Raw genomic sequence first — 23,904 nt, 5'->3', positions numbered from 1 at the left:
CCTGTATTATACCCTATTCTTTTCAGTTCAATCATCTCTTACGCTTGCGCAATCTGTAATGTGTTCATTCACAAGCATCCGACTCGCATTTTTGAGTCGAGAAGCTTAGACTTCAAGGTATCATGTTGAAGGAGGATTTCAGATGAAACGTATGTTACAACCTTTTCAATTCAAAAATGGCGTCGAAGTACCGAACCGACTCGTCTTGGCTCCGATGACACATTACTCATCAGAACCAACGGGCGAAGTATCCGAGCATGAGCTCGCCTACTATCGGAAACGGGCGCAAAACGTCGGGCTTGCGATTACAGCATGCGCGTACGTGACAGAAGACGGGAAAGGTTTCCCGAACGCATTCGGGGTCAATGACGACAAATTCATCCCGGGTCTCCGTCAATTGGCGGAAAGTTTAAAAGCGGAAGGTGCAAAAGCCATCCTTCAAATTTTCCACGCTGGACGGATGTCACCACCTGAACTCGTCCCGAACGAACAACCTGTCAGTGCAAGTGCTGTCGCGCCTGTCCGAGAAGGCGCCGTCACACCACGTGCCCTCGAGACATCAGAGGTCGAAGCCATTATCGAGGCGTTCGGTGAAGCGACGCGTCGGGCCATCGAAGCCGGGTTTGATGGCGTCGAGATTCACGGAGCGAACACCTACTTGATTCAACAATTCTTCTCACCGCACTCAAATCGCCGTGAAGATCGCTTCGGCGGTGATGTTCATGGACGTTTGACGTTCCCACGCGAAGTCATTCGTCGTGTGAAAGAAGCAGCTGCAGATGCAGAAGACTTCTTAGTCGGCTATCGTTTCTCACCGGAAGAAATCGAAGAGCCAGGAATCACACTCGACGACACGGATGTGTTACTCGATATGATTTTAGAAGAGGGCGTTGATTATATTCACGCTTCTCTCTGGAACTTCAATACAGCTTCCATGCGTGACGAGAATGTCACGGAGCGTTCGATAGACCGCATCGCCAATCGAATCAATGGTGACATCCCACTCATCGGAGTCGGGCAACTCCAACGTCCGGCCCAAGTGGAAGACGCACTCGACGTCGTCGATTTTGCCGCACTCGGTCGCGAACTGATCATCGATCCACAATGGCTGGAAAAAGTGGAATCGGACCGCGAAGACGAGATCGAGACAGAACTCGACTTGAACAAACAAGCCGAACTCGCTGTCCCAGCTCCGCTATGGAACGCCATCACGACACGTGCCGGTTGGTTCCCAATTAAAGATCAAGAAGTGAAATAAAAAAATGAACCTGCCGTTTATCACGGCGGGTTCATTTTTTTATTTCAACGTCAAGAGCTCACTCATCGTCACAAACGTGTACCCTTCACGTTTCAGCGCATCGAGAACTTTCGGCAACCCTTCAGCTGTGGACTCATGAATATCATGCATCAAGACAACAGCACTTGGATGGACATTGTCCATAATCAAGCGATACATTTGATCGGCATTACGGTGACTCCAATCAAGAGAATCGACCGTCCATAGTGCAAGGGTCTGCTCCTTTGTCTGAATGATCTGCTCAATCATTTCATTTTTAGCCCCGTATGGTGGACGAACCAATGATGGGCGTTGTCCCGTAAGCCTCTCAATTCGTTCATCAACCTGTTCGAGTTCCTCTTTGACTCCCTTCTCAGACAATTGTGTCAAATCCGGGTGATGTTCAGTATGATTTGCTAGCTCATGACCTGACAACGCTACTTGTCTCGCTACATCAGGATAGAATTCCATCTGACTCCCTAACATAAAGAACGTAGCACGCGCTTGGTATTTCTCAAGTGTCTCAAGAATGTGAGGTGTCACAATCGGATGGGGTCCATCATCGAACGTCAGTGCAACATATTTCCCATTGGGTTCAAGCGGCTTATTTGAGGGACTCATGATTGGAGAATCTTCTTGTGCAGTGGGCGTATCTAATTCGGATAACAAAAACGGCTCAACTTCCTTCATCGGAATGTGAACTTCTACCACACCTGCCGCTCCCGCCGCCACTTCATACTCGTCAAATATGACATCTAGACCAGAGGACGTCAGTATCCACTTCGTCGATTTAGGGTGTTTAATCGCTTCACGTAACTGATCCTCAAATACGTATTCTTGATGTTGTAATTGTGTGATGACGCTATGCTTGAACCATTCTAATGCATGTTGGTCATCACGTAAGACATCATCCCATTCAACGAACGTTCCGTCCGAAAGGTTCATCCGAAATACGTCGACAGTGGTTTGACCATTCGCACCACCAGTGAATGCATAAGTATGAACGACTAGCGTGTATTCAGTCTGATTCGTTTGATATGTATCGGTCTGAATATTTAAGTGACCCGTTTGACCGTGACTAGGGGTGAGGTTGTGTTGAAATGCTTCTTTCTTTTCTAAAATGAATGCATCCAGCTCCTCGTTTAGCATTTCATAATCCGTTCTCGGAACAGAGATTGATGTCGTATATCTTTTCGCTTGTTCACTCTCTACCGTTAAGTGTAACCCGGGGTATTGTCCGGTAAAGGATGGTGTCGGAACTTTTTTAATCGTCGGGGCGGCTCCCGCGATGTAATACCATGTGCCCATCCCAATCAATAACATCACAATAACTAACATGTGTCGTTTCATTCTTATTCTCTCCTATTTAATTCAATCGATTCGATTGTAGCAAACTCTTCACGAATGAAATCGTCAATATGGCGACAAATATATACAAAATCATACAAAACAGGTACGTCGTCTTTAAATAGACGGCGTACCTGTTTTCATCCATTCTTCGCGTAACATGCCCATCCGAATCGAATCGTAGCGTTTCGCGTTCACGACACGCACTTGACGAATTCGACCTTCAAGCTGCATCCCTACTTTTTCAGCGACCCGCATCATTCGCTCGTTCCCTGACCATGTCGTCAATCCCACGCGGACGACCGGTAACGTTTCAAACAAATGTTTCGTCCATAGACGAAGGGCACGCGTCCCGACACCTCGATTCCAGCGGTCGGATTGATGCAAGATGATGCCCATCTCGAGCCACTCTCGTCCGGCATCTTCGAAATAATAGGAAACCGTGCCATATACCGTTCCACTGACCTCAATGACCCACATGTCTTCTTTTTTGATGAACGATCGCTCGATTTGCTGAAACTCTTCGTAAGACATTGACTTGTGTTCGAAGTAAGGCGCGTCCCACTGTTTCCATTCCGGTACCGCATCTCGATAAATCAATTCCCAGAGTCGTGATAGATCCTGTTCTTCAATCGGTCGAATGACCACTTCTTGATCTTGTCGCATGTTGTCTTCCTCTCTATAAATCGTCCTTACCTTATTCTTGTGTCCCGTTCGAATCTCCTTTTTTTTGTTTGTGCCAAATGAACGCAAGAATCAAGACAATCACACTTGCCATGACAGAAGCGATTGCGATTGGACTCGAATCGGTCATAAACAATTGTCCAATCGAGACAGAATAAGCAAGTCCGAACGACGTGACGAGTTTTGCCCCGAACGCGATACCCGCAAAGCGCAGAAACGGTACACGACTAAACCCCGCAGCGAGACAGATGACCTCGTCAGGTAAAATCGGAATGATAAATAAGACGAGCAAGACACCAAGACCGTATCGATCGACATATCGATCGTACGTCTTCAGTTTTTCTTCATCGACCCAACGAATCATGCGCCCTCGACCAAATCGGGCCAGTCCATACATGACAAAGATTCCAAGTGTCGTCGCAACGCTTCCGACCAAAGCGGCACGAAACGGTCCGAGCGCGACACTCCCAATCGGCACGCTGACCGCTTCCGGAACGGGTAACGCAATAGGTTGTAAAAAGCTAAATGCTGCAAACACCCAGACCGCCTGTCGTTCATATTGTTCTAGTAAACGATCCAATCCGTATGTGTCATAAAGGATGAGTCCGAATGAAACATAATAGACGAGAACGAAAATCAAGAAGAGAGAGAACGTGATCTTCCACATCTGCTTTAGGATGACGTTCGAGCCGTCCCGAATCGCCCGAAGTAACCCGACCGAGAGGGCGAGTAAAACAACACCTGTCCAGCCAAGTTGATACGGCAATAAAAGGGAAGGCAAGACGACGAACGGCAACAGACTGAGCGCGACAAGCCCTAATCCATATCCAAGATAAATCGAATGTCGTTCTTTCATGTGCCCTCACCCTCTCCCCGTTCTATTTCTAGTGTACCCACAAAGTGATAGGGATGTATCCTGCCGAAGGCGCTTTCCCTCTCATGCTTTTGACGTAGAAAAACCACGGTCCGCAATGGACCGTGGCTTTCAATCACTTATTCTCCAAGTGATGCTTGGATGAAGTCATGGAATAGACGTTGTGGACGTTCTGGACGCGAAATCAATTCTGGGTGGAACTGTGATGCCACGAACCATTTGTGTTCTGGAATCTCAATGATTTCTACGAGACGACCGTCTGGGCTCGTACCTGAGAACTTGAAGCCTTCTGCTTCAAACGCTTCACGGTATTCGTTGTTGAACTCATAACGGTGACGATGACGCTCGTATACGAGTTCTTGATCGTATGCCGCATGCGCTTTCGTCCCTTTTTCGAGTTTACATGGATAAAGTCCAAGACGAAGTGTGCCGCCAAGATCCTCGATATCTTTTTGTTCTGGAAGAAGGTCGATGATCGGATACGGTGTCGACGGATCGATTTCTGCCGTATGTGCGCCGTCCAACTTCAAGACGTTACGGGCAAACTCGACCGTCGCAAGTTGCATCCCGAGACAGATTCCGAAGAATGGGACGTTGTTTTCACGAGCAAAACGTGTCGCTTCAATCTTCCCTTCGATTCCACGCTCACCGAATCCACCTGGAACGAGGATTCCGTCCGCATCGCCGAGGATGTCTGAGACGTTTTCAGCCGTCACGTCTTCCGCGTTGACCCAGTCGATGTCGATATCCGCGTTGAACGCATAACCCGCATGTTTGAGTGCTTCCGCGACCGAGATATACGCATCACGCAATTCGACATATTTCCCGACGAGTGCGATTTTCACTTTCTTCTCAAGGTGTGTGACCGTGTGGACGAGTTCTTTCCAAGCCGTCATGTCAGCAGCCGGTGAATTGAAACCGAAGTAGTCGTTGACGAGTTGGTCCATTCCTTGTTTTTGAAGGTTGAGTGGTACTTCATAAAGTGTCGATGCGTCTTGCGCCTCGATGACCGCTTCTTTGCGTGTATCACAGAAGAGGGCGATTTTTTCACGCATGTCTTCTGGGATGTCATGCTCCGTACGAAGGACAATGATATCCGGTTGAATTCCGTAGCTGCGAAGCTCTTTGACACTGTGTTGTGTCGGTTTTGTCTTCATCTCACCTGCGGCACGAAGGTAAGGGACGAGTGTACAGTGGACGTACATGACGTTCTCTTTCCCAATGTCATTCTTCACTTGGCGAATCGCTTCGATGAACGGAAGGGACTCGATATCCCCGACTGTTCCACCAATCTCTGTGATGACGACATCGGCGTTCGTCTCGCGTCCTGCACGGAAGACACGGTCTTTGATTTCGTTCGTGATATGCGGAATGACCTGAACCGTCCCACCGTTATAGTCTCCACGACGCTCTTTCTTCAAGACAGTTGAATAAATGCGCCCTGATGTGACGTTCGCGTTTTGCGACAAGTTGATGTCGATAAAGCGCTCATAGTGTCCGAGGTCAAGGTCAGTCTCAGCGCCATCATCTGTGACGAATACTTCTCCGTGTTGATACGGGCTCATCGTACCTGGGTCAATGTTGATGTATGGGTCAAACTTCTGAATCGTGACGTTGAGTCCTCGATTTTTGAGTAGACGCGCGAGCGAAGCTGCCGTGATCCCTTTACCGAGCGAAGATACTACCCCGCCTGTTACGAAAATGTACTTTGTCATGTTTCTTTCTCCTCTCTTGAATACCAACCATCGGGAAACGAAAAAACAAAAAAAGCAAAAGTGCCCCCGAAAATGGAGGACACTTTTGCTGCATCGTTACGTGCTAAACTAGCCCATGACTAATTTACGCCAGAGACGATGCAGTCGTCAAGATATTATTTTTTCTTTTTTTCAAGTCGATGAACACGACTAAAAAAGAAAAAGAGACACGCCTAGCCGGGCGCGATGCCCGGCTTTTTTGCGGTCTCTTATAAATCATCCTCGTCTTCGATATCGAGGTCGTCGTCCAAGTCATCGTCCTTGAAATCGTCAAGGCCTTCTACTTTTTCTTCTTCGTCCTCATCATCAAATTCAGATGAATCATAGTCTTCAACTTTTGCGAATACATCCAAGTCATCCTCGATATCGACGATGCCTTCGTCTGCTTCTTCGAACTCTTCTTCGAATTCGTCAAGTTCACCACGTTGACGTGCTTCGATGACGAGATCCTCATCCGACTTATCGAATGGGTACCAAACACGAAGCGCCCAACGGTTTGCTCCTAAGTTGACGAACAACCCGTCGATGTTCAAATCGGTGTAAAGTTGTGCGATTTTTTCGAGCTCTTCCTCTTCACTCGCAAACGTATAGTTTTGCTTGATTTTTTCGCGAATCTCATCAAAAGAAACAGGCTGTTCGCCAGTTTCTTGGAGAAGTTCATAAACGAAATCAATCAACGATTTATTCATTAAAGGACACTCCTTTTCCGTCACTAGTTAAACATCACTCCTCATTATAAACAAAAGCGATATGAAAAAGCTAGGGAAAATTATGATTCATGTGTTCTACTCGGACGAACTCGGAACCAGTACAGGCTGATCAATCCAATATTGAAAATCCACGTAAGTCCTAGAACACCGAACATCCATGCTTTTGGAATTTGAAACGATAATTCCTCGTTGACCGTCTGCCCAACGTACAAACCGTATCCTAACAATCCAATCATTAAGAAGGAGTACGCAACGACCATCCCAAACCGCTTCCACAGCTGCAAGAGCAAGGAAGCAAACTCCTTATTTTCCCCATATTGATCAAACAGATACGTATGGCTTACACTCGAGTACATCGTCTGCGTATACCCACTGACAAATAAGACAGGGATGAACGCAAGTGGCTCGATAAATCCTAGGAAAAAGATGAGGGAGGACACGAGTAACACGAGGTATGGGTGACGTGCGAAATCAAATATACGACTAAATAAAATCCAGCCGATGACGCCTACTAAAAATGGGAAAAATACATAAAAAATGAGAACTTGAAACGAGTACAAGGCAAGACTGACAAAGACGGCACCAATTAACGTCCAACCACCGAACAATCCAATCACAAACGACAGCAATTGAACCTGACGGGTGCGACTCGCTCCAATAAAGTCTCGGACGCGCTTTTGGTACAATAACCATCCAACATAAACGAGCAAAATAATCATTAAGCCAAATACTTCGATATAGCCACGCGCCCCTTCTAAAAGACTGAGCAGACGACTAATCAATGTAAAAACGGTGACCGCGATGAAGGCACGGAGAAAAGAACGAGTTTCAAACTGCCAAGTCGCCGATTTTTGAAGCGGTAATTTCCGAACAAAAAGCCATGGTAGAATCAAACTGACCAAAAAGAGAGCGATGGCCAGATTGTATGACTGTGTCAATGCAAAAGAGAATATCGCAATCCAACCGACTAACATCAGAACCAACGGCCAGGAGCTTCCTTTAGCTTCTTTTGAATCTGGATCAGCAGCTGGTTTCAGTTCGTTTAATTGCGATAAAATCGTCGTCATAATCGACCCGACTCCAATTGATCCAACCCCGACTAAAAAGGCGCTCCATTCAATCGCACGCTCAAACGGGAGAACGAAACAAATGAGACCGACAACGAGTACGACAAAAGCGATTAAAAAAGTATCTTTAGAACCACGGCGTCCAATGACATAAACCCACAATAATAGACCGGACATACTGGCTACATAAAAAATCAAGAATGGAATGAGACGCCCGACACCTTCTTCGACTGCCATAATAGATAAAAATAAGATCTGCGGAAGAATTTGACTACTAAGAGCACTGACAATCGTCAATAGGACAACCATGTTTTTCATGGGACACACTCCTTACATTGAGATTGAATATTCTGTTCCTCAATCATCCTTTCCCAGATCCATTCGTCTGCGAACCTCTTTCATAACACATTTACTTCTCAGTTTCTTCACTCTTTTGCCGATATAGAAGAGAATGACATTTTAGATATGAAAGAGAAGGAGAAAAATATATGGCACTTTTTCGTAAAACAACATCCAATCACTTCGTCGCCACTACCGGTTTTCCTGAAATCCAGACAATCGCTAAACCAGCCGACTCAAGCTTGAATGGTCGCACTCACTACATGGGATACACGACCTCTCAAGTAAAACGACTGCAAGATATGGCTCCACTCGTCGAGTCAGTACTTGACGATGTACTTGAAAACGTACTCGACCACTTAATGCTGCAACCGGAAATGGTACAGATTGCGAACGCATCATCCACAAGAGAACGATTAAAAAAGGTATTCGCCGATTATTTCCGCAGCCTACTAACAGGGAACATCGATGATAAATTCTTGGCAATGCGGAAACGAATGGGACAGACGCACCACCACTTCGCCGTGCCTGTCGTCTGGTTCTTGGCGACGTACTCGGCATTTAATACGTTGCTCATCCCAAAAGTGGTTGAAACGTATCAACACGATCCTGCCCTCTTAAGTGAGTCCCTCTTAGCGTTGTCACACGCGATGAATTTAGACGCACAAATCGTCACCGAACAATACGTCAACGCCCGCCTCGATGAAATCGAGTCTGCGAACCAAGCTCGTGCGTCCCTGTTGAGTGACGTGACACGCGTCAGCACAGAAGTGGCGACTACGATGGAACAAACCGGACACGCCATGTCTGAAACGAGCAATCGTGCTCACCAAGTCCTTGCGGAAACGAAAAAAAAGGAAAAAATGAGTCGTCATTTGATGAAGTTGACGCACACGAACGGAAATCAAATCGAACAGATGGAAGTAGAGTTCAAACAGTCGGCCACCTACGTCGATACTTCGCTCGATCGAATTACCGCCCTAAAAGAAGGTTCACAGGATATTGTCAGCATGACCAAGAGCATCGAACAAATTGCTAACCAAACGAACTTACTCGCCTTAAACGCTTCGATTGAAGCGGCTCGCGCAGGAGAACACGGAAAAGGGTTCGCCGTCGTCGCCACCGAGGTACGCACACTTGCGGAGAACGCAAAACAACTGAGCAGTCAAATCAACGCGCTCATTCATGAAAATGAGACGAACATCGCGGCCCTCCTCGAGCAAATGGGGCAAATGCATCGGACGAACGATGAAGCGATGCGCCAACTAAGCACCGTCAAAGCTGGTTTTTCGACCGTTCAAGAAGAAATGGGCCAATACGTTCTTTCTTTCGAACGAAACAAACAAGACCTCGGACAGATGGTCGAGACCATTTCATCGATCAACGAGACGACGCAAGGGTTATCTCACTTGACCTCTTCCCTTCTATCCACCTCTGAGATGCAGTAAACAAACAAGGCACGGTCCGCGGACCGTGCCTTCATGTATTATTGGACAACTGGTTCTGGTATCTCGATGGCCTTCAGCGAGCGATCGAGCAATTCGACGACATCGAACGTGCCGACGGTCTCATCGACTTCCTTCGCTTTTGTTCCATCAGATAACATCGTCAAACAGTACGGACATGCCGAACCGATAACAGTCGGTTTCGTCTCAAGCAACTGTTCTGTCCGAGCCACGTTGACACGTGTCCCGACTTTTTTTTTCTGCCACATGAGACCACCACCGGCTCCACAACACATACCGTTTTCACGGTTACGTGTCGCTTCGACGAGTTCGACACCCGGTATGCGTTCTAGGACGAATCGTGGTGCATCGTAAATGCCGTTATAACGACCAAGGTAACAAGAGTCGTGATAGACGACACGTTCGTTCACGTGAAGGTCTGGCTGAATCCGACCTGTGTCAAGTAACTCCGCGAGCAACTCCGTATGATGATACACCTTCACATCAGTCAAACCGAAGTCCGGATACTCATTTTTGAACGTATTGTACGCGTGCGGGTCGACCGTGACGATTTTCGTCACCCCATACTTCTCAAATAGTTTAATGTTCGCTTCGGCGAGTTCTTGGAACAGCAACTCGTTTCCGATTCGACGTGGTGTATCCCCTGAGTTTTTCTCTTCATTTCCGAGAATGGCGAATGAGACGCCTGCCTTGTTCAAGACGCTCGCAAAGCTCTGCGCGACTTTTTGGCTACGGCTATCGTAAGACCCCATCGCGCCGACCCAGAAGAGATACTCGAATTCCTCGCCTGCTTTTTTTTTTTCTTTCGCCGTCGGGATGACGAGCTCTGTATCCTTACGCCAGTTCTCGCGTTCTTTCCGGTTCATTCCCCACGGGTTTCCTTGACGCTCGATATTGGCGACCGTACGCTGTGCCTCAGGGTCCATCTTCCCTTCCATCATGACGAGGTAACGACGAAGGTCAATGATTTTATCGACGTGTTCGTTCATGACCGGACACTGGTCTTCACAGTTACGGCAAGTCGTACAAGCCCAAATTTCTTCTTCCGTGATGACGTTGCCGATCAACTCGTCTGCGACGAGCATATGACCGTCTTGCGCAGCTGCTGCGATTTCAGCACCTTGCGTGTTTTGGAACATGAGTGCAGGTGCCCACGGTGATTTTCTCGTGACCGCCGCGCCTTTCATATTCATATGGTCACGAAGTTTGACGATTAAGTCCATCGGCGACAACATCTTCCCAGTTCCTGTTGCCGGACAAACATTCGTACAACGCCCGCACTCGACACAGGCATACAAGTCGACGAGCTGCTTCTGGTTGAAGTCTTCAATCTTGTTGACCCCGAAGACAATCTCTTCATCCGACTCTTCCGCTTCTTCCATCGCTGAAAAATCAACAGGTGCCAAGCGACCGACTTTGTGCGTGCGACCGAGCCATACGTTGAGCGTTCCGGCAATCAAGTGTGCGTGTTTTCCTTGTGGGATGTAGACCATGAAGCTGAGCAAGAATAAAAGGTGCATCCACCAAAAGACGACGAATAAAGCGAAAGCGACAGAGCCCGGTACCCAAGCAAATGCTGAGCCGATGAGCGTCGCGACCGGTTCGCCCCACATTGGAAGCTCTTCTTTATAGACGAGGTAAAACCCGTTCCCGAACAATACGGAAACCATCAACCCGCCGATGAAGATGAGGGCAAGACCTGCTAAAAAGTTTCGTTTCAAGCGCACGAGCTTCTCGACGTAACGACGGTAGAATCCCCAAACGACCGCAACGAGAATCATGAGCATGACGATTTCTTGCATGAACGTAAAGATTGGATAAAGCGGACCGAGCGGGATATGCGGGAAACGTGTTCCCACCGCTAGTCCTTTCCAAATAAAATCAATCGCCCCGAATTGGACGAGGATGAAGCCATAAAACATCATGACGTGAATTGCGCCACTCTTCTTATCTTTCAACAATTTCTTTTGACCGAACACGTTGATCATGACCTGTTCGAGTCGTTCTTTGTTCGTTTGGCTCCATTCTGCCTTCTTCCCGAGCTTGATGAACGTATAACGCTGATGAACTAGCGTAGCAAATAAATATACACCATAGCCGAGGACGAGCAAGAATAGAATCCAGTTGACGATTAAAAATGTAGACATCCCCAAAACTCCCCCTTTTGAAAACGGATTCAATCTTGAATTCAGTATATCAAATGATGAATGAACAGTCATTCATTTTTTTTTTGTTCTCATCAGAAGTTTAGAAGATGTTTCAATATGAGCAATAATCCCCCATAGCTGCACACGGCCAATACGAACGTGCGGAAGTGCAAATTTCGGTCGGATGGCAGTTCAAACTTCACGATATTGAGAATCATCGCCCCGGCCACAAAGGCAAAACAGAGCGCTTCGACGTGCGCCGCCAAGTCAATCCAGCGTGAAAAGAACCCACCAAGTAAAATCCCACCACTCAACAAATAGCGTCCTTGTCCCATGTAACGTTCACCATAATGACGATTTAAGTCATGCCCGAGCGCTAAAAAGTGGACACCGAGCGCTGTCGCATAGAAACTTCTCGCAACGAACGTCACCGAGTCGGCTGTCACCACGTACGCCGAGAAGGTCATATAGGCCGTGAGGAGTGTCACCTGTAACCAATACGAAACGGCCCGGTCGACCGCCTCATCTTGAAAGTGAGGGGTACGAACGAACCGCATGGTGCCGTAAAACAACGTGAAACCGATGAGACTGACGATGTAGATTTCTGAAGGTAACGCCAAATTCAACCAATCGACACGAAGCGTGTCCTGGCGTTTGTTCAGGGACGGCAAAAGATACATGAAGAAGTACGTGATGGCGATGCCGCTCGAGAAAGAGAACCATTTTTTCGAAGGAACGGTCTCTTCCCGGAACAAATAGATGCCGAAGAAGTTAATCAGCGCCAAATAGATGATGATCCAGTTCGCCATCTCGTCCTCACCCTTTCAAGTCAATCCAAAACCGCTCGACGACTGTCCCGTCTTCTTCCGTATACGGTGTGTCCGCAATGCCACCATTGTTTAAAATGACTTGACGGGAAGCTATATTTGTCCGGTTACACGTGATGAGTGCCCGCTCGATTCCAAGTTCTTTCACTTTCTCAAGCGCAAGTTGCAGTTGGATTGTGGCGAGTCCACGCCCGCGTGCGCTCGGTTTCACCCCATACCCGACATGCCCGCCAATCTTCAAGAGCGATTCGTTCAGCTCATGACGAATGTTCGTCGCGCCAAGAAGCTCCTCCCCGTCCGTGAGCCAATACGTTGTGCTCGGGACCCAACCTTTTTCTATATGTTCACATAACTCCTTCTGACGTAACGTGTTGACATATGCCTCGAAGTCGGTCGTTTCACGGTCCACTGAAGTCGGGACGATTCGCTCATCACGTTCGTAACATTCTTGTAAAAATGCGAGAATCTGTTCTTTTTGTTCGACAGATGTTTTGATTAGTCTTAACATCACATTTCCCCCTTTAACCATTTCCATTCGCGTTCTCTGTTTGATTTCCTTGTTCCTTCATCTTAGAGAAGATACCTTCGAAATAAAATGGACGTTCTCGTCGAAGTGTGTCCCCTTTCAGGCATGAAAAAAAGTGCCATCCTGTTCAGATGACACTTTTGACATGCTTACTATTCGAGTCCGAGCCGTTGTGGCATATGTGGCGCGAGTTGTCTCGCTTCTTCCAACCGACCTGCTTCGACGAGCGTATGGAAATGTAAAAACTGTTCATGCGATGCATCACTGATGGCTGCCAAATAATCGACGTACCGATCGTAGACCGCTTTGTCTTCTGACCGCGCCTCAATAAGTGCGATGTACAGGCGAACGGTGTCTTCCCCGTAAAGGAGCGGGAACTCATCGTTCAGTTGAAGCAATTTATCGATTGAATCGACATCGACTCCGTTTTCTTGGTCATAATGCATGATGACTTGCTCAGCATGATCTTCAAGGCGACCGCGCCACTCTTCATATTCTTCTTCATTCGTTTCGAGCATCTCGAACCAGTCTTCGTTCAACATCTCTTCAATCTTATTTACGCGTTCTGTGAAGTTCATACGCTCTCTCCTCCTTCAAATGTCCATGTGACATGTACTTCGTATATACCCACGTTTTCTTCATTCATGGATAATTCATATACGAACGTACATGACTCTTCAGACACATCGAGTCGCGATGTCGTCGTCGCCATCGTCATCGACATATAGGCATTCTTATATAAGCTTTGCGTGAAGCGACCTTCGATGAAGGAATGGTTCATCTCGATCGGTCCTTTGCAGATGAGCGCCAATCGTTCCGGCGTGTACTTGATTGTCGTCGGGACCGTTCCGTCCTCTTGTTGTTGGTCAAACATTAAAATAAAGCCAGTCTTCAATGGATAGTATACGCCGTCAGCCGATAGTTCGATCGGCTCAAGAATGTCACTCATCCGAGTTGTTTGCTGGACACGCACGCGAAGTGGTTCAATCGCCATGCTCATCCCCCTTTCCGTCAACTCATCGTACCATATGTGGTAGGAGTCGTTCTATCGACGGTGCTTCGTTTTCACATAGACGAGATGGTCTACCCACTCATCATTCTCAAAAATAAATCCCTCTCTCGTGCACTCGTACGACATGCCGACACGCTCTGCGAGACGAACGGATGCCTCATTGTCGAGATTGATGTGTGCCTCGATCCGTTGAAAATTTAAGTCGTCAAAGGCGAGGCGCATCGCTAAATCGACCGCCTCTGTGCCATATCCGTTTTGCCAATGTTGGTTATGGATGGTATACCCGACCCGACCCCAATGAAATCCATCTCGCGCCAATGTCGAGAAATCCACCATGCCGAGATGTATCCCATCTTCAAGCCGGAAAATCCCAAAGACATGCGCACGGTCTTCATGTGCGAGTGATTGGTGTGTGTCGACTAGCTGACCGAACCAAACGGACGTACAGTCGCTCATATCTAATTTCCCCGGGTCATATACATGTTGTGAAACGAGACGATTTGTAAAGCCGCTTAACCATGTGTCATAATCTCGTTTCTCTAACGGTCGTACGATGATTCGATTTGTTTTTTTATGATACGTAAATGGATTCAATCTCTCCTGTCTCCTCCCTATTACTTTTAAACAGTCAGAAAAACTTCTTCCACTTTCCTTCCGAAATCACATCGATCTTCCCTTCGTTTACACGAATCGCGGTCTCGTCGTCAATCGCATAGGCCGGCGACTGTAATGTCTCCGCCCATTCTGCAGCATCTCGTGACGTGTTCTCCGGTAACATTTCGTGGTCGAGATGAGGAAAAATCGAGAAGTCGACAAACCCTAATGTATCATCACTCTGCTCGTCGGATGCGCGCCATCCGACAAACGCTTCTCCAATTCGTGGTGTCATCACCATGCTACCTGCACTCAATCCGACGTAGACGCCTTTCCAGGACGGGAGCAGCGAGGCTACCCCGGACTGTTTCATCCAATGGTAGAGAAAGAGCGGATCGCCCCCATTCACCAATAATACGTCTGCCTTATCAAACGCCGGTCTCCACACCGACTCATCGATACTCGGGAGTGCGCTCAGTTCAAGCACCCCAACCGACTTCCAGCCCAACTCACACATCGGCGTCGAGAAATCTCCGTTGAAAAAGTTCCATGCGTGTTTCGTTCCCCCGTTCAACGCATAAATGGCTGTTGGGATACAGAGTGCATTACACTCTTCAATCGGCTTGTCCAATAATTCCAAAAGTGCCTGCTTGATGCTCTCGTTTTTAACGCCAGCGGACGTCAATAGTAGTTTCATTTGTTTCCCTCCTTATTGAATCTCTTCTAAAGCATTCTTATCATCCCCGTGCATCCCCTTTATTCATATTAAAAAGACCGTAGTCGACTTCTCGCCTACGGTCTTCAAACATGAAAGATTAGCTAATTTTATACACGCGACCTTCGAACGGTTTCAAGTGAAGGAGCGATGATTCCGCATCGCCTTCAACCGGCATGTTGCTCAAGACGACATCTTGCGCACGAAGTGTCTGATCCATATCAAACATCGTCTCTTTCGCCGTCAAGTTCGTGACGACGAGGTACTGCGTGTCACCGAGCGTACGCGTATACGCATAGACTTCCGGGTGTTCCGGCAAGACGACATCATACGCCCCATAAACAAACGTCTCATTATCTTTACGAAGTTGAATCATCTCTTTATAGAAGTTAAAGATTGAGTCCTCATCTTCAAGCTGTGATTCGACGTTGATATCCGTATAGTTCGGGTTGATGCCGACCCATGGCTGCTCTGCGAACGTGAATCCGGCGTTCGGGGCATCACTCCACTGCATCGGTGTCCGCGTGTTGTCGCGTGACGAGTTCCACGTGATGCGCATCATCTCGTCATGACTCTTCCCTTGCTCGACACCGATATAGTAGCGGTTGCGTGTCGCGATGTCATCATATTGATCGATCGAATCGAATTTGACGTTCGTCATCCCGATTTCTTGACCTTGATAGATAAACGGCGTCCCTTGCATGAGGAAGTACATCATCGCAATCGACTTCGCGCTTTCTTTCCAGTAACGCTCATCGTCTCCCCATTTCGAGACCGTACGCGTCTGGTCATGGTTTTCGACGTAAAGGGCGTTCCATCCATCGGCCTCAAGTCCTTTTTGCCATTTCGTCAACACGTTCTTCAAGTGAACGACATCGAGTTTCGAATCGGCATCTTCACTCCAAAGGTCCATGTGTTCGAATTGGAAGACCATGTTCATCTTCCCTTCCTTTTCACCGACCCATAGATGGGCATCGTCAGGTGAGACGCCGTTCGCTTCACCGACCGTCATGATGTCATGTTTATTGAACGTCTCGTCACGAAGCTCTTCTAAATAGTCGTGAATTCCGTCCACGTTCATGTGCATCTCGAACGACGGTACAAAGTCGAGGTCGTTCGGGTTTGGCAAGTCGGCGAACGTCGGATTCTTGCGAATATGGCTGATTGCATCGACACGGAATCCGTCAATCCCTTTTTCGAGCCACCAGTTGATCATATCGTATACCGCTGTACGCATCTCAGGATTTTCCCAATTGAGGTCCGGCTGTTTCTTCGAGAAGACATGCAAGTAGTATTGCTCCGTCGTTTCATCGAATTCCCAAGCCGAGCCACCAAAGATCGATTCCCAGTTATTCGGCTTCGACCCGTCCGGTTTTCCGTCGCGCCAGATATACCAGTCGCGCTTCGGATTGTTTTTTGAGCTCTTCGATTCAATGAACCAAGGGTGCTCATCCGACGTATGGTTGACGACGAGGTCGAGCAACAGCTTCATACCGCGCTGATGCACTTCGTCCAATAAGCGGTCGAAGTCTTCCATCGTACCGAACTCGTCCATGATATCTTGATAGTCACTAATGTCATAACCGTTATCATCGTTTGGCGATTTATACATCGGGCAAATCCAGATAACATCAATACCGAGGTCTTTCAAATAGTCGAGCTTATCAATGATTCCTTGAATGTCTCCAATTCCGTCCCCGTTCGCGTCATAAAAGCTACGAGGATAAATTTGATAGGCGACGGCTTCTTTCCACCAGTTGCGTTTAAGCGTTTGTGTTTGATGTTCTCGTTGTAAAAGTTGCATGTGATCTAGATACTCCTTATCCCAAAACTCACTGCTCATCATTTATACTTATCTTATTCGTGCTGTGAACTTTATATCATTAGCGCAATCGTTTGCACGATGCAATAAATAAAACTTACCAAAAAACATTCGATGATACAAAGATGTTTCATCAGCATACTCAACGTGTACCCTACACGATTTTGAAAAGAAATGAAAGCGAGGTGCTTCATCATGATTCGATTTGCCACAATGGAGGATTTTTCAGCAGTCGATCAATTGATTTTAAAGAAAGCAAAAGAGTTCCAAGTAGCCGGAAAGTCGCAATGGGTCAAATATTTAGAGCCGAGTCGTTCCGACTATGTCCGTCACGATTTGACAAACGGGACGGTGTTTGTCTACGAACGAGATCAGCAAGTCGTCGGTGCCGTCAGCCTGATTCCTCCGACTGACTGGGACCATAATCTATGGGACGACCCGGACGGTGCCGTCTACTTGCATCGACTCGTCACGGACTCGAGTGCAAAAGGTGAACGCATCGGGGAACGTTTGATGCAGCATGCCTTAGCAAACACGTCTTCGACCATTCGATTGGACTGTGTTGCCGATAACGCCTTCTTAAATAACTACTATCCTCGGTTCGGTTTCCACTATATCGGCGAACGAAATGGATTCTCACTGTTTGAAAAAAAGGCTTGACCTTGACGTGACGTCAACCTTTACGCTTTGACTAAGGAGGTGAAGGGATGTATTCGATTCAACAACTTGCGTCACTCGCTGGAACGACAACGCGAACGCTTCGACATTATGACGCAATCGGTCTTCTCATTGCGAACCGTGACGCCAACGGCTATCGGCGTTATTCTTCGCGCGATGCGGAACGGTTGCAACTCATCTTACTCTATCGCACGCTCGATGTTCCTCTCGATCAAATCGGAGAATTGCTTGATTCAACGACGTTCAACCGGATTGATGTGTTGAGTGGACATATCGAGGCGTTGCGACAGAAAGCAGCCTATTTCGCTCAGCTTGCCGAGACGGCAGAAGCGACCCTCACCTCACTCAAAGGAGGGATTCCAATGGATGACAAGTCATTATTTGATGGATTAACTTATGAGGAGATTCAAGCTCACGAGGCGAAACATCAAGAGGAAGTGCAGGAACGTTGGGGAGAGACTTCAGCTTACAAGACAGCACAAGAACGTGCGCAGAAGCGATCGAAAGCGGACTGGGAACGCATCAATCAAATGCAACTCGATTTGATTGCGCCACTCGTTGATTTATTTCGTTCACAAATCGCAATCGATGACGACCGAGTTCAATCGATTGTGAAAGACAATCATCTGTTCATCGACACACACTTTTACGACTGTTCACTCGATATGTTCAGTGGACTCGGACAGATGTATGTGACGGATGAACGATTCACGGCATTTTATGATCGCTTCGAGCCGGGGCTCGCTGCGTATTATAACGAGGCCATCCAATACTATTGTATCGCGAACAGTTAAGTCCAAGCCTCAGGCTTGGACTTTTTTTCGTCGCTCGGTGTCTTCTTGCGGTCCTATTTAAAGATGTTTTTGTAACATCGGGAGACTCGTCGCCAAATAAATATAAGGGAAGGTCGAGAAGTTGTCCGTTCCACCTGTATAGATTACTTCACTCGTTAGTGGGGTCCATCCTTTCTTCGTCCACTGGCAAAGTCGAACTTCTTTTCTCGATGTGTGGTTATGGAATCCCCAATATGCTTCTCGTTGTCCCACTGCCATCGATGGGGTGATGTTTAAGATGGGACAGTTCATTTCTTGTAACAATCGTTCGTTCATTTCCGCAACTTCGTACATGATGATGACGTCCGGTTGCAGGTGTCGAATCGTATGTTCCGCTTTTTTATCTTGTAAGGAAACAACACGCGTCATACGCTGTTCCGGAATCGAATCGTCACAGAAAGCATACCGCGACTGCAACTCCGCGATTCGTTCTCGACTGAACCGCCGCATTATGGGAGTCAGGAAGGAAATGTACGATTGTGTCAGAAGTTCTTTCCACGTGTTGACATGAGTCGGTGTCGGACCATCTTCCATGATCACATGTGTGACGCCTAAATCCCGTATCGCTTGATAGACAAGTGTTGAACTCCAGTGGTCGCCCGTGCAGAGTACAACTCGCATTTTCTCATCTCCCTCCACTTTGGTTTGCGGTTTGACGCATCTCTCGGACCGCCACATCAAATGAACCAAACATTTGTTGAATGTCTTTTAATGTCGGACGATTGCCCTTTTCTTTTTGTCACACTTCATAACCCCATGGTGAGAGAGCGGTCAAATGTTCATCTGCCTCGTGTAGCGCGTCCATCATTTGCTTCTCCGTGAACAGCTCTCGCGTTGAGATGCCAATCTCGTCTAACGCTTGGGACCAAGACCCGAAACGCCTCACCACTTTCGTGATACTCGGACGTTGGTTCTGCTTGGCCCATTTGGCATAAGCGGTCGACGTCAATGGATGAAGCTCTTCATTGGCATCAAGTAACGATTGGATGATTTCACATTTTTGATCGAACGAGATGATACTCTTCAAATTCGCCTCAATCAGTGCCACTTTCCACGATCCGAACTGAATGACGACCTCTGTCAACGTCGGTGCATCATTGGTCATGGCCCACTTTCGATAATCGGCACTATTGAATGAATCATGCTCTTTCGCCGCTTCACGAAGCATTTGAATCATTTCCTTCTTTGTGAACCGTGGCGTTTGCTGTTCCAACCCAGCCAAACGCAGTACATTCGACCATGATCCGTACATTTCCAATAATTCCACCACGGTTGCCCCGCCGTGAATCTTTTGCCATTTCTGATACATGTAGATGGTGAGGCGACCGTCCGAAGAAGCCTCTTGTAAGTGATCAATCAGTTGTTGCTTTCCCATGTCGCCTCCCCCTTACGTGATTGACGTATCGGTTCATCCCACTTCACGGCTACTAATTTGTGCGAACAGGTGAAGTTGACGACTTAAAATTTTCGTTTCGTCAAATTTTTCTTCGACCACTTCGCGACCACGTTGCCCGAATGAATAACACTGTTCAGGATGTTCAATGAACCAGCGCATCGCCAAGGTCAGTGCCTCAGGTCGACCGACCGGAACGAGAAAGCCGGTTTCCCCATCCGTGACTTCTTCTCGACAGCCACGGATATCGGTAGCGATGACAGGTAATCCGGACGCCATGGCTTCAAGAATAGAGCGTGGCAATCCTTCACGATAAGAGGGAAGTAAAAAGACGTCGTGTGCTGCAAATAAAGAGGGGGTATCCCGAACGAATCCGGCGTAATGAATCTGTGGATTTTGGGCTAAATGCGCCTCGACTTGTTTCGCCGTCTCTTGATCACGTTCACTCGTCATCAACTCTCCAGCAATCGTCAACGTCGCGTTCGGATAGCGTTTCGTCAGTTCATCGAACGCCTGAAGTAAATCTAGGATTCCTTTTTCTTGAACGAGCCTTCCGACAAACAAGAACTTTAAATGTTCTGGGGAAATGTGTTTCTCTGTCGGATAAAATCGATTTAAATCAATCCCGTTTCCGAGATGCATCAATCGTTCGTCCTCTTTGAAATGTCTTGTTTTAGCGAGTGAGTAATCTTCCTCGCTTTGGAGCAACAACCAATCGGTCGCTAATGCCGCGAGTGATTTCTCTAACCAGAAGACGAGTTCGTATGCGATTCGACCCATTCGTTCGTGGAAGTAAAATCCATGTGCGGTATAGAGAATATGTGGTGTCCTGGCAATGCGGGCCGCAACTCTTCCTAACGCTGCGGCCACCGGGGTGTGGACGTGAATGGCATCATATTTTTCGCGGCGCAATAACCTTACCAACTCTTGAATGGTCTGTAGATTACGCTTCGGGCTAAACTTTCGATCGATTGGCAACGTATGAATGACCCATCCTTCGTCCCGAAGACGATCCGTCCGATCACCGTAAGCACACGCGACGTCGACTTCGTGTCCTTCCGCCTTCAGCGACTCAATGAGAGGACGTAGCAACACATCCGCTGTCATATCGACAGCGCAGAACTGGAGAATCTTTAAAGGCGCCATAAGTGCACCTCCTCCGGCTTCATCGCGCGATCGAGCATGCCTTTCAAGTCAATGACGATGCCACGACCTAACTTCAGCTGGCGTTTCGCAATCGTCCAACCCTCTTGAACGAATTCATCGTGAGACACGGCATAGATGACGACATCTGCTGGTTTTAAGTCACAGTATGATTTGACATCGATTCCATACTCTCGTCGTACCTCTTCCGGATCGACGAGCGGGTCACACACTTGCACTTCTAAGCCGAACTCCTCGACCTCTCGAATCAAGGAAGCCACTTTCGAATTTCGGATATCACTGACGTTCTCTTTGAAGGACATCCCGAGGACCGTTACGCGCGATCCGAGAATGGCCATGTTTTGACTAATCATCGTTTTTATCAATGATGTGGCGACGAAACGTCCCATCGTCTCGTTGATTCGACGACCTGCTAAAATCACTTCCGGATGATAACCGAGCATTTCAGACTTCATCGTCAAATAGAATGGGTCGACGCCGATACAATGTCCACCGACTAGACCTGGCCGGAAGTTTAGGAAGTTCCATTTCGTCCCGGCAGCCTCTAACACCTCGAGCGTATCGATGTTCATGCGATCGAAGATGATGGCCAATTCATTCATCAACGCGATGTTCAAATCTCGCTGTGTATTCTCGATCACTTTGGCCGCCTCAGCCACTTTAATCGAGGAAGCGCGATGAACCCCGGCATCGACTACCGTCTCATAAACAGCCGCTACCACATCGAGTGTTTCTTCATCCTCGGCAGCTACGACTTTTTTGATTGTGCGGAATGTATGCTCACGGTCGCCCGGATTGATTCGTTCTGGAGAGTAGCCGACTTTAAAATCAATCCCGGCCCGGAGACCCGATGTTTTTTCAAGTAATGGGATACACTCTTCCTCTGTCAGTCCCGGATAGACCGTAGATTCGTATACGACAATCGTGCCCGGTCGCAAATGCGCTCCAACAGCACGAGTCGCGCTACAAATCGGTCCTAGATCTGGTTGATTTTGATCATTGATGGGTGTCGGCACAGCCACGATAATGAAATCCGCCTCTTCAAGTTTGGCGACATCCGTCGTATATAAGACCGCTGCTTGCTCAAGGTCTACTGATTCAACTTCTCGCGTGCTGTCGAGATGAAGGGTAAGCTCATTGATACGCGTTTCATTGATGTCTACTCCGATGACGTCTCCTACGCCACCTAGCGCAACAGCGACAGGGAGTCCGACATATCCTAATCCGACTACAGCTACGTGACGATTGGCAATGGTTTTTTGTGTTGTACGTGATTCTGAGATGAGTTTATCCATGTCCATCTGCCTCCTGAGATTCGGAATTATGCGGTTTTATCAATCACAATGACTTTTCCATTCGGTCCCCGAGGAATTGATTGCACGGGGGTCAACGTAATCACGACCTCTTTACCGAACAGTAGTTCAAGCTCGCTCCTCATAATCTCTTCATGTTCTGGCTTGAAGCGTTCAAGATCCGGGACGTATTTTAGTTCGATATGATACAAATCATGTTGCCGATATTGCGTTTGGATGACCGAGTTGGGTAACACTCGGACAACGGTCGTCAAATCCCCTTCATAGATTTTTTTTTTGTTTGGGGTGAGTACATAATTGCTTTCGCGTCCCTCAATGGAAGTGACGAACGTTCCTCCCTGTCCACAAGCACATGTCCCCTCTCCAATTTTCATCCGATCGCCAATCCGGTAACGGACGAGCGGTGTCCCATGGGTCGTAAAACTCGTCACTAAAATTTCTTCGTGATCCCCATACGACTCGATCACGCCTGTTTCGTGGTGGAGATGCATATTCCCATGGGTACATTCCGTTAAAATCGGTGCCCCCTCAGAAGACGCGTACTGATCAAAGACCGGGGCATTAAACGCCTCTTCTAAGATGGCTCTTCCTTGAGGCGTAATCGTTTCGGCTGTCGGAAAAATAGCCATTAATTGAAATTCAAGTGGGATCTGATTCTCTTTGATGTATTTTGCGATTTCAATCATGGCAGACGGTGCACTGTCTAATACAATTGGTTTGAATCGATTTAATGCGTCGATGTAATGAGGGATAGTCTGAGGATTGACATGATAGAGCGAGAACAGCATCTGATTGAGCGGTCGATTGTAGCGCCAAAATACAGGTTTTTCTTGATTCGGATTACAAATTTTCCGTCCTGTGAAACTCGCTCGTTTCATTCCTCTGGTAAACCCGTGATGCGCTTTGAAAAAGTCAACGTGGGCCATACGTCTTTGATAGTCTTCTTTCGTGAAATGGACTTGCAAGGACGTCCCTGTCGTTCCACCGGTTCGACCAAGAATGTCTGTTTTGATGTTAGAATGGATGTCCGGATTTTTTCGAACTGTTTCTTTTTCGAGGATCGGGATGCGCTTCAACTCTTCCATCGATTGGAGGGGAAGAACAATCTCGTTTTCTTCAAACAGTTTTTGATAATATGCATTGTTCGTCGCACAAAATTCGAGAAACGCATTGAGTCGCTTCAATTGATCGGCTGCAACGACTGCCCCATCTTTGGGACGATTGGCTAAAATGACTAACTCACGCTCATATGTGCGTCCATACCGTTCTTGCCATAGTTTCATTCCATACAATGTCGTCATCCATTGTTGTAATCGAATCGGTGATTTCATGTATAAATCACGAAGCGCAAACCCTGCCATGG

General features: G+C 47.5%; 23 protein-coding genes. 4 read left to right on the top strand and 19 right to left on the bottom strand.

What is annotated here, in order from left to right; all coding sequences use genetic code 11:
• Window positions 1-142 precede the first annotated feature (142 nt).
• Window positions 143-1,258 (top strand): NADH-dependent flavin oxidoreductase, encoded by a 1,116-nt coding sequence (locus BBB58_RS04245; protein ID WP_074035679.1) that lies wholly within the window; start codon window positions 143-145, stop codon window positions 1,256-1,258.
• Between the two features lie 39 nt (window positions 1,259-1,297).
• Here the strand turns inward: BBB58_RS04245 and BBB58_RS04240 are convergent, their stop codons facing one another.
• The 6 genes from BBB58_RS04240 to BBB58_RS04215 all read right to left on the bottom strand — a co-directional run bounded on the left by BBB58_RS04240 (window position 1,298) and on the right by BBB58_RS04215 (window position 8,030).
• Entirely contained in the window at window positions 1,298-2,626 is a 1,329-nt protein-coding gene (locus tag BBB58_RS04240; RefSeq protein ID WP_074035676.1) for a polysaccharide deacetylase family protein, read from the bottom strand.
• Window positions 2,627-2,740: 114 nt separating this feature from the next.
• Window positions 2,741-3,289, bottom strand: a complete 549-nt coding sequence (locus tag BBB58_RS04235; protein WP_074035674.1) for a GNAT family N-acetyltransferase — start codon at window positions 3,287-3,289, stop codon at window positions 2,741-2,743.
• A gap of 31 nt (window positions 3,290-3,320) precedes the next feature.
• Entirely contained in the window at window positions 3,321-4,163 is an 843-nt protein-coding gene (locus BBB58_RS04230; protein ID WP_074035672.1) for a TVP38/TMEM64 family protein, read from the bottom strand.
• Window positions 4,164-4,300: 137 nt separating this feature from the next.
• Window positions 4,301-5,896: a CTP synthase gene (gene pyrG, locus BBB58_RS04225; RefSeq protein WP_074035670.1), complete on the bottom strand. Its 1,596-nt coding sequence runs from the start codon at window positions 5,894-5,896 to the stop codon at window positions 4,301-4,303.
• Between the two features lie 248 nt (window positions 5,897-6,144).
• Window positions 6,145-6,624 carry a DNA-directed RNA polymerase subunit delta gene (rpoE, locus tag BBB58_RS04220; protein ID WP_074035668.1) on the bottom strand — a complete coding sequence of 160 codons (480 nt, stop codon included), beginning with the start codon at window positions 6,622-6,624 and terminating at the stop codon, window positions 6,145-6,147.
• Window positions 6,625-6,704: 80 nt separating this feature from the next.
• Window positions 6,705-8,030: a hypothetical protein gene (locus BBB58_RS04215; RefSeq protein WP_074035666.1), complete on the bottom strand. Its 1,326-nt coding sequence runs from the start codon at window positions 8,028-8,030 to the stop codon at window positions 6,705-6,707.
• Window positions 8,031-8,200: 170 nt separating this feature from the next.
• On the opposite strand from BBB58_RS04215, the gene BBB58_RS04210 reads away from it, so the two are divergent.
• Window positions 8,201-9,499, top strand: coding sequence for a methyl-accepting chemotaxis protein (locus tag BBB58_RS04210; protein ID WP_074035664.1), 1,299 nt, complete (start codon window positions 8,201-8,203; stop codon window positions 9,497-9,499).
• A gap of 38 nt (window positions 9,500-9,537) precedes the next feature.
• On the opposite strand, the gene BBB58_RS04205 is transcribed toward BBB58_RS04210, so the two are convergent.
• The 8 genes from BBB58_RS04205 to BBB58_RS04170 all read right to left on the bottom strand — a co-directional run bounded on the left by BBB58_RS04205 (window position 9,538) and on the right by BBB58_RS04170 (window position 17,142).
• Window positions 9,538-11,664 (bottom strand): (Fe-S)-binding protein, encoded by a 2,127-nt coding sequence (locus BBB58_RS04205; protein WP_074035662.1) that lies wholly within the window; start codon window positions 11,662-11,664, stop codon window positions 9,538-9,540.
• Between the two features lie 92 nt (window positions 11,665-11,756).
• Window positions 11,757-12,473 carry a hypothetical protein gene (locus BBB58_RS04200; RefSeq protein WP_074035659.1) on the bottom strand — a complete coding sequence of 239 codons (717 nt, stop codon included), beginning with the start codon at window positions 12,471-12,473 and terminating at the stop codon, window positions 11,757-11,759.
• Between the two features lie 7 nt (window positions 12,474-12,480).
• Window positions 12,481-12,999, bottom strand: a complete 519-nt coding sequence (locus BBB58_RS04195; RefSeq protein WP_074035657.1) for a GNAT family N-acetyltransferase — start codon at window positions 12,997-12,999, stop codon at window positions 12,481-12,483.
• Window positions 13,000-13,169: 170 nt separating this feature from the next.
• A complete protein-coding gene (locus BBB58_RS04190; protein WP_074035654.1) occupies window positions 13,170-13,595 on the bottom strand; it encodes a hypothetical protein in 426 nt (141 codons plus the stop codon).
• A complete protein-coding gene (locus BBB58_RS04185; RefSeq protein WP_074035651.1) occupies window positions 13,592-14,011 on the bottom strand; it encodes a YwiB family protein in 420 nt (139 codons plus the stop codon). Before BBB58_RS04185 ends, BBB58_RS04190 begins: the two co-directional genes overlap by 4 nt.
• 51 nt (window positions 14,012-14,062) lie before the next feature.
• Window positions 14,063-14,623 (bottom strand): GNAT family N-acetyltransferase, encoded by a 561-nt coding sequence (locus BBB58_RS04180; RefSeq protein ID WP_074035648.1) that lies wholly within the window; start codon window positions 14,621-14,623, stop codon window positions 14,063-14,065.
• Between the two features lie 34 nt (window positions 14,624-14,657).
• Window positions 14,658-15,320, bottom strand: coding sequence for a Type 1 glutamine amidotransferase-like domain-containing protein (locus BBB58_RS04175; protein ID WP_074035645.1), 663 nt, complete (start codon window positions 15,318-15,320; stop codon window positions 14,658-14,660).
• Window positions 15,321-15,438: 118 nt separating this feature from the next.
• The gene (locus tag BBB58_RS04170) at window positions 15,439-17,142 is read right to left on the bottom strand and encodes a glycoside hydrolase family 13 protein (protein ID WP_074035643.1); all 1,704 of its coding nucleotides are present in this window, start codon (window positions 17,140-17,142) and stop codon (window positions 15,439-15,441) included.
• A 213-nt stretch (window positions 17,143-17,355) separates the two neighbouring features.
• Between BBB58_RS04170 and BBB58_RS04165 the strand changes: the two genes are divergently transcribed.
• Both BBB58_RS04165 and BBB58_RS04160 read left to right on the top strand, forming a co-directional pair.
• Window positions 17,356-17,820, top strand: coding sequence for a GNAT family N-acetyltransferase (locus BBB58_RS04165; protein ID WP_074035641.1), 465 nt, complete (start codon window positions 17,356-17,358; stop codon window positions 17,818-17,820).
• A 47-nt stretch (window positions 17,821-17,867) separates the two neighbouring features.
• Complete coding sequence (locus BBB58_RS04160) at window positions 17,868-18,632, top strand: MerR family transcriptional regulator (protein ID WP_074035639.1); 765 nt, start codon at window positions 17,868-17,870, stop codon at window positions 18,630-18,632.
• Between the two features lie 57 nt (window positions 18,633-18,689).
• Here the strand turns inward: BBB58_RS04160 and BBB58_RS04155 are convergent, their stop codons facing one another.
• The 5 genes from BBB58_RS04155 to BBB58_RS04135 form a co-directional block, all read right to left on the bottom strand.
• Window positions 18,690-19,292, bottom strand: a complete 603-nt coding sequence (locus BBB58_RS04155; RefSeq protein ID WP_074035637.1) for a hypothetical protein — start codon at window positions 19,290-19,292, stop codon at window positions 18,690-18,692.
• A 118-nt stretch (window positions 19,293-19,410) separates the two neighbouring features.
• Window positions 19,411-20,046, bottom strand: coding sequence for a hypothetical protein (locus BBB58_RS04150; protein ID WP_074035635.1), 636 nt, complete (start codon window positions 20,044-20,046; stop codon window positions 19,411-19,413).
• A 33-nt stretch (window positions 20,047-20,079) separates the two neighbouring features.
• Window positions 20,080-21,210, bottom strand: coding sequence for a glycosyltransferase family 4 protein (locus BBB58_RS04145; RefSeq protein ID WP_012727419.1), 1,131 nt, complete (start codon window positions 21,208-21,210; stop codon window positions 20,080-20,082).
• Window positions 21,198-22,523, bottom strand: coding sequence for a nucleotide sugar dehydrogenase (locus BBB58_RS04140; protein ID WP_074035634.1), 1,326 nt, complete (start codon window positions 22,521-22,523; stop codon window positions 21,198-21,200). Before BBB58_RS04140 ends, BBB58_RS04145 begins: the two co-directional genes overlap by 13 nt.
• A 26-nt stretch (window positions 22,524-22,549) precedes the next feature.
• Window positions 22,550-23,902, bottom strand: a complete 1,353-nt coding sequence (locus BBB58_RS04135) for a phenylacetate--CoA ligase family protein (protein WP_074035633.1) — start codon at window positions 23,900-23,902, stop codon at window positions 22,550-22,552.
• Between the last annotated feature and the right edge of the window lie 2 nt (window positions 23,903-23,904).

Origin of the sequence: Exiguobacterium profundum (assembly GCF_001909285.1) — a bacterium.
Taxonomy (GTDB): Bacteria; Bacillota; Bacilli; order Exiguobacteriales; family Exiguobacteriaceae; genus Exiguobacterium; species Exiguobacterium profundum.
Note: the sequence above shows the minus strand (reverse complement) of the source record. Positions and strands in the feature narration are given on the sequence as shown.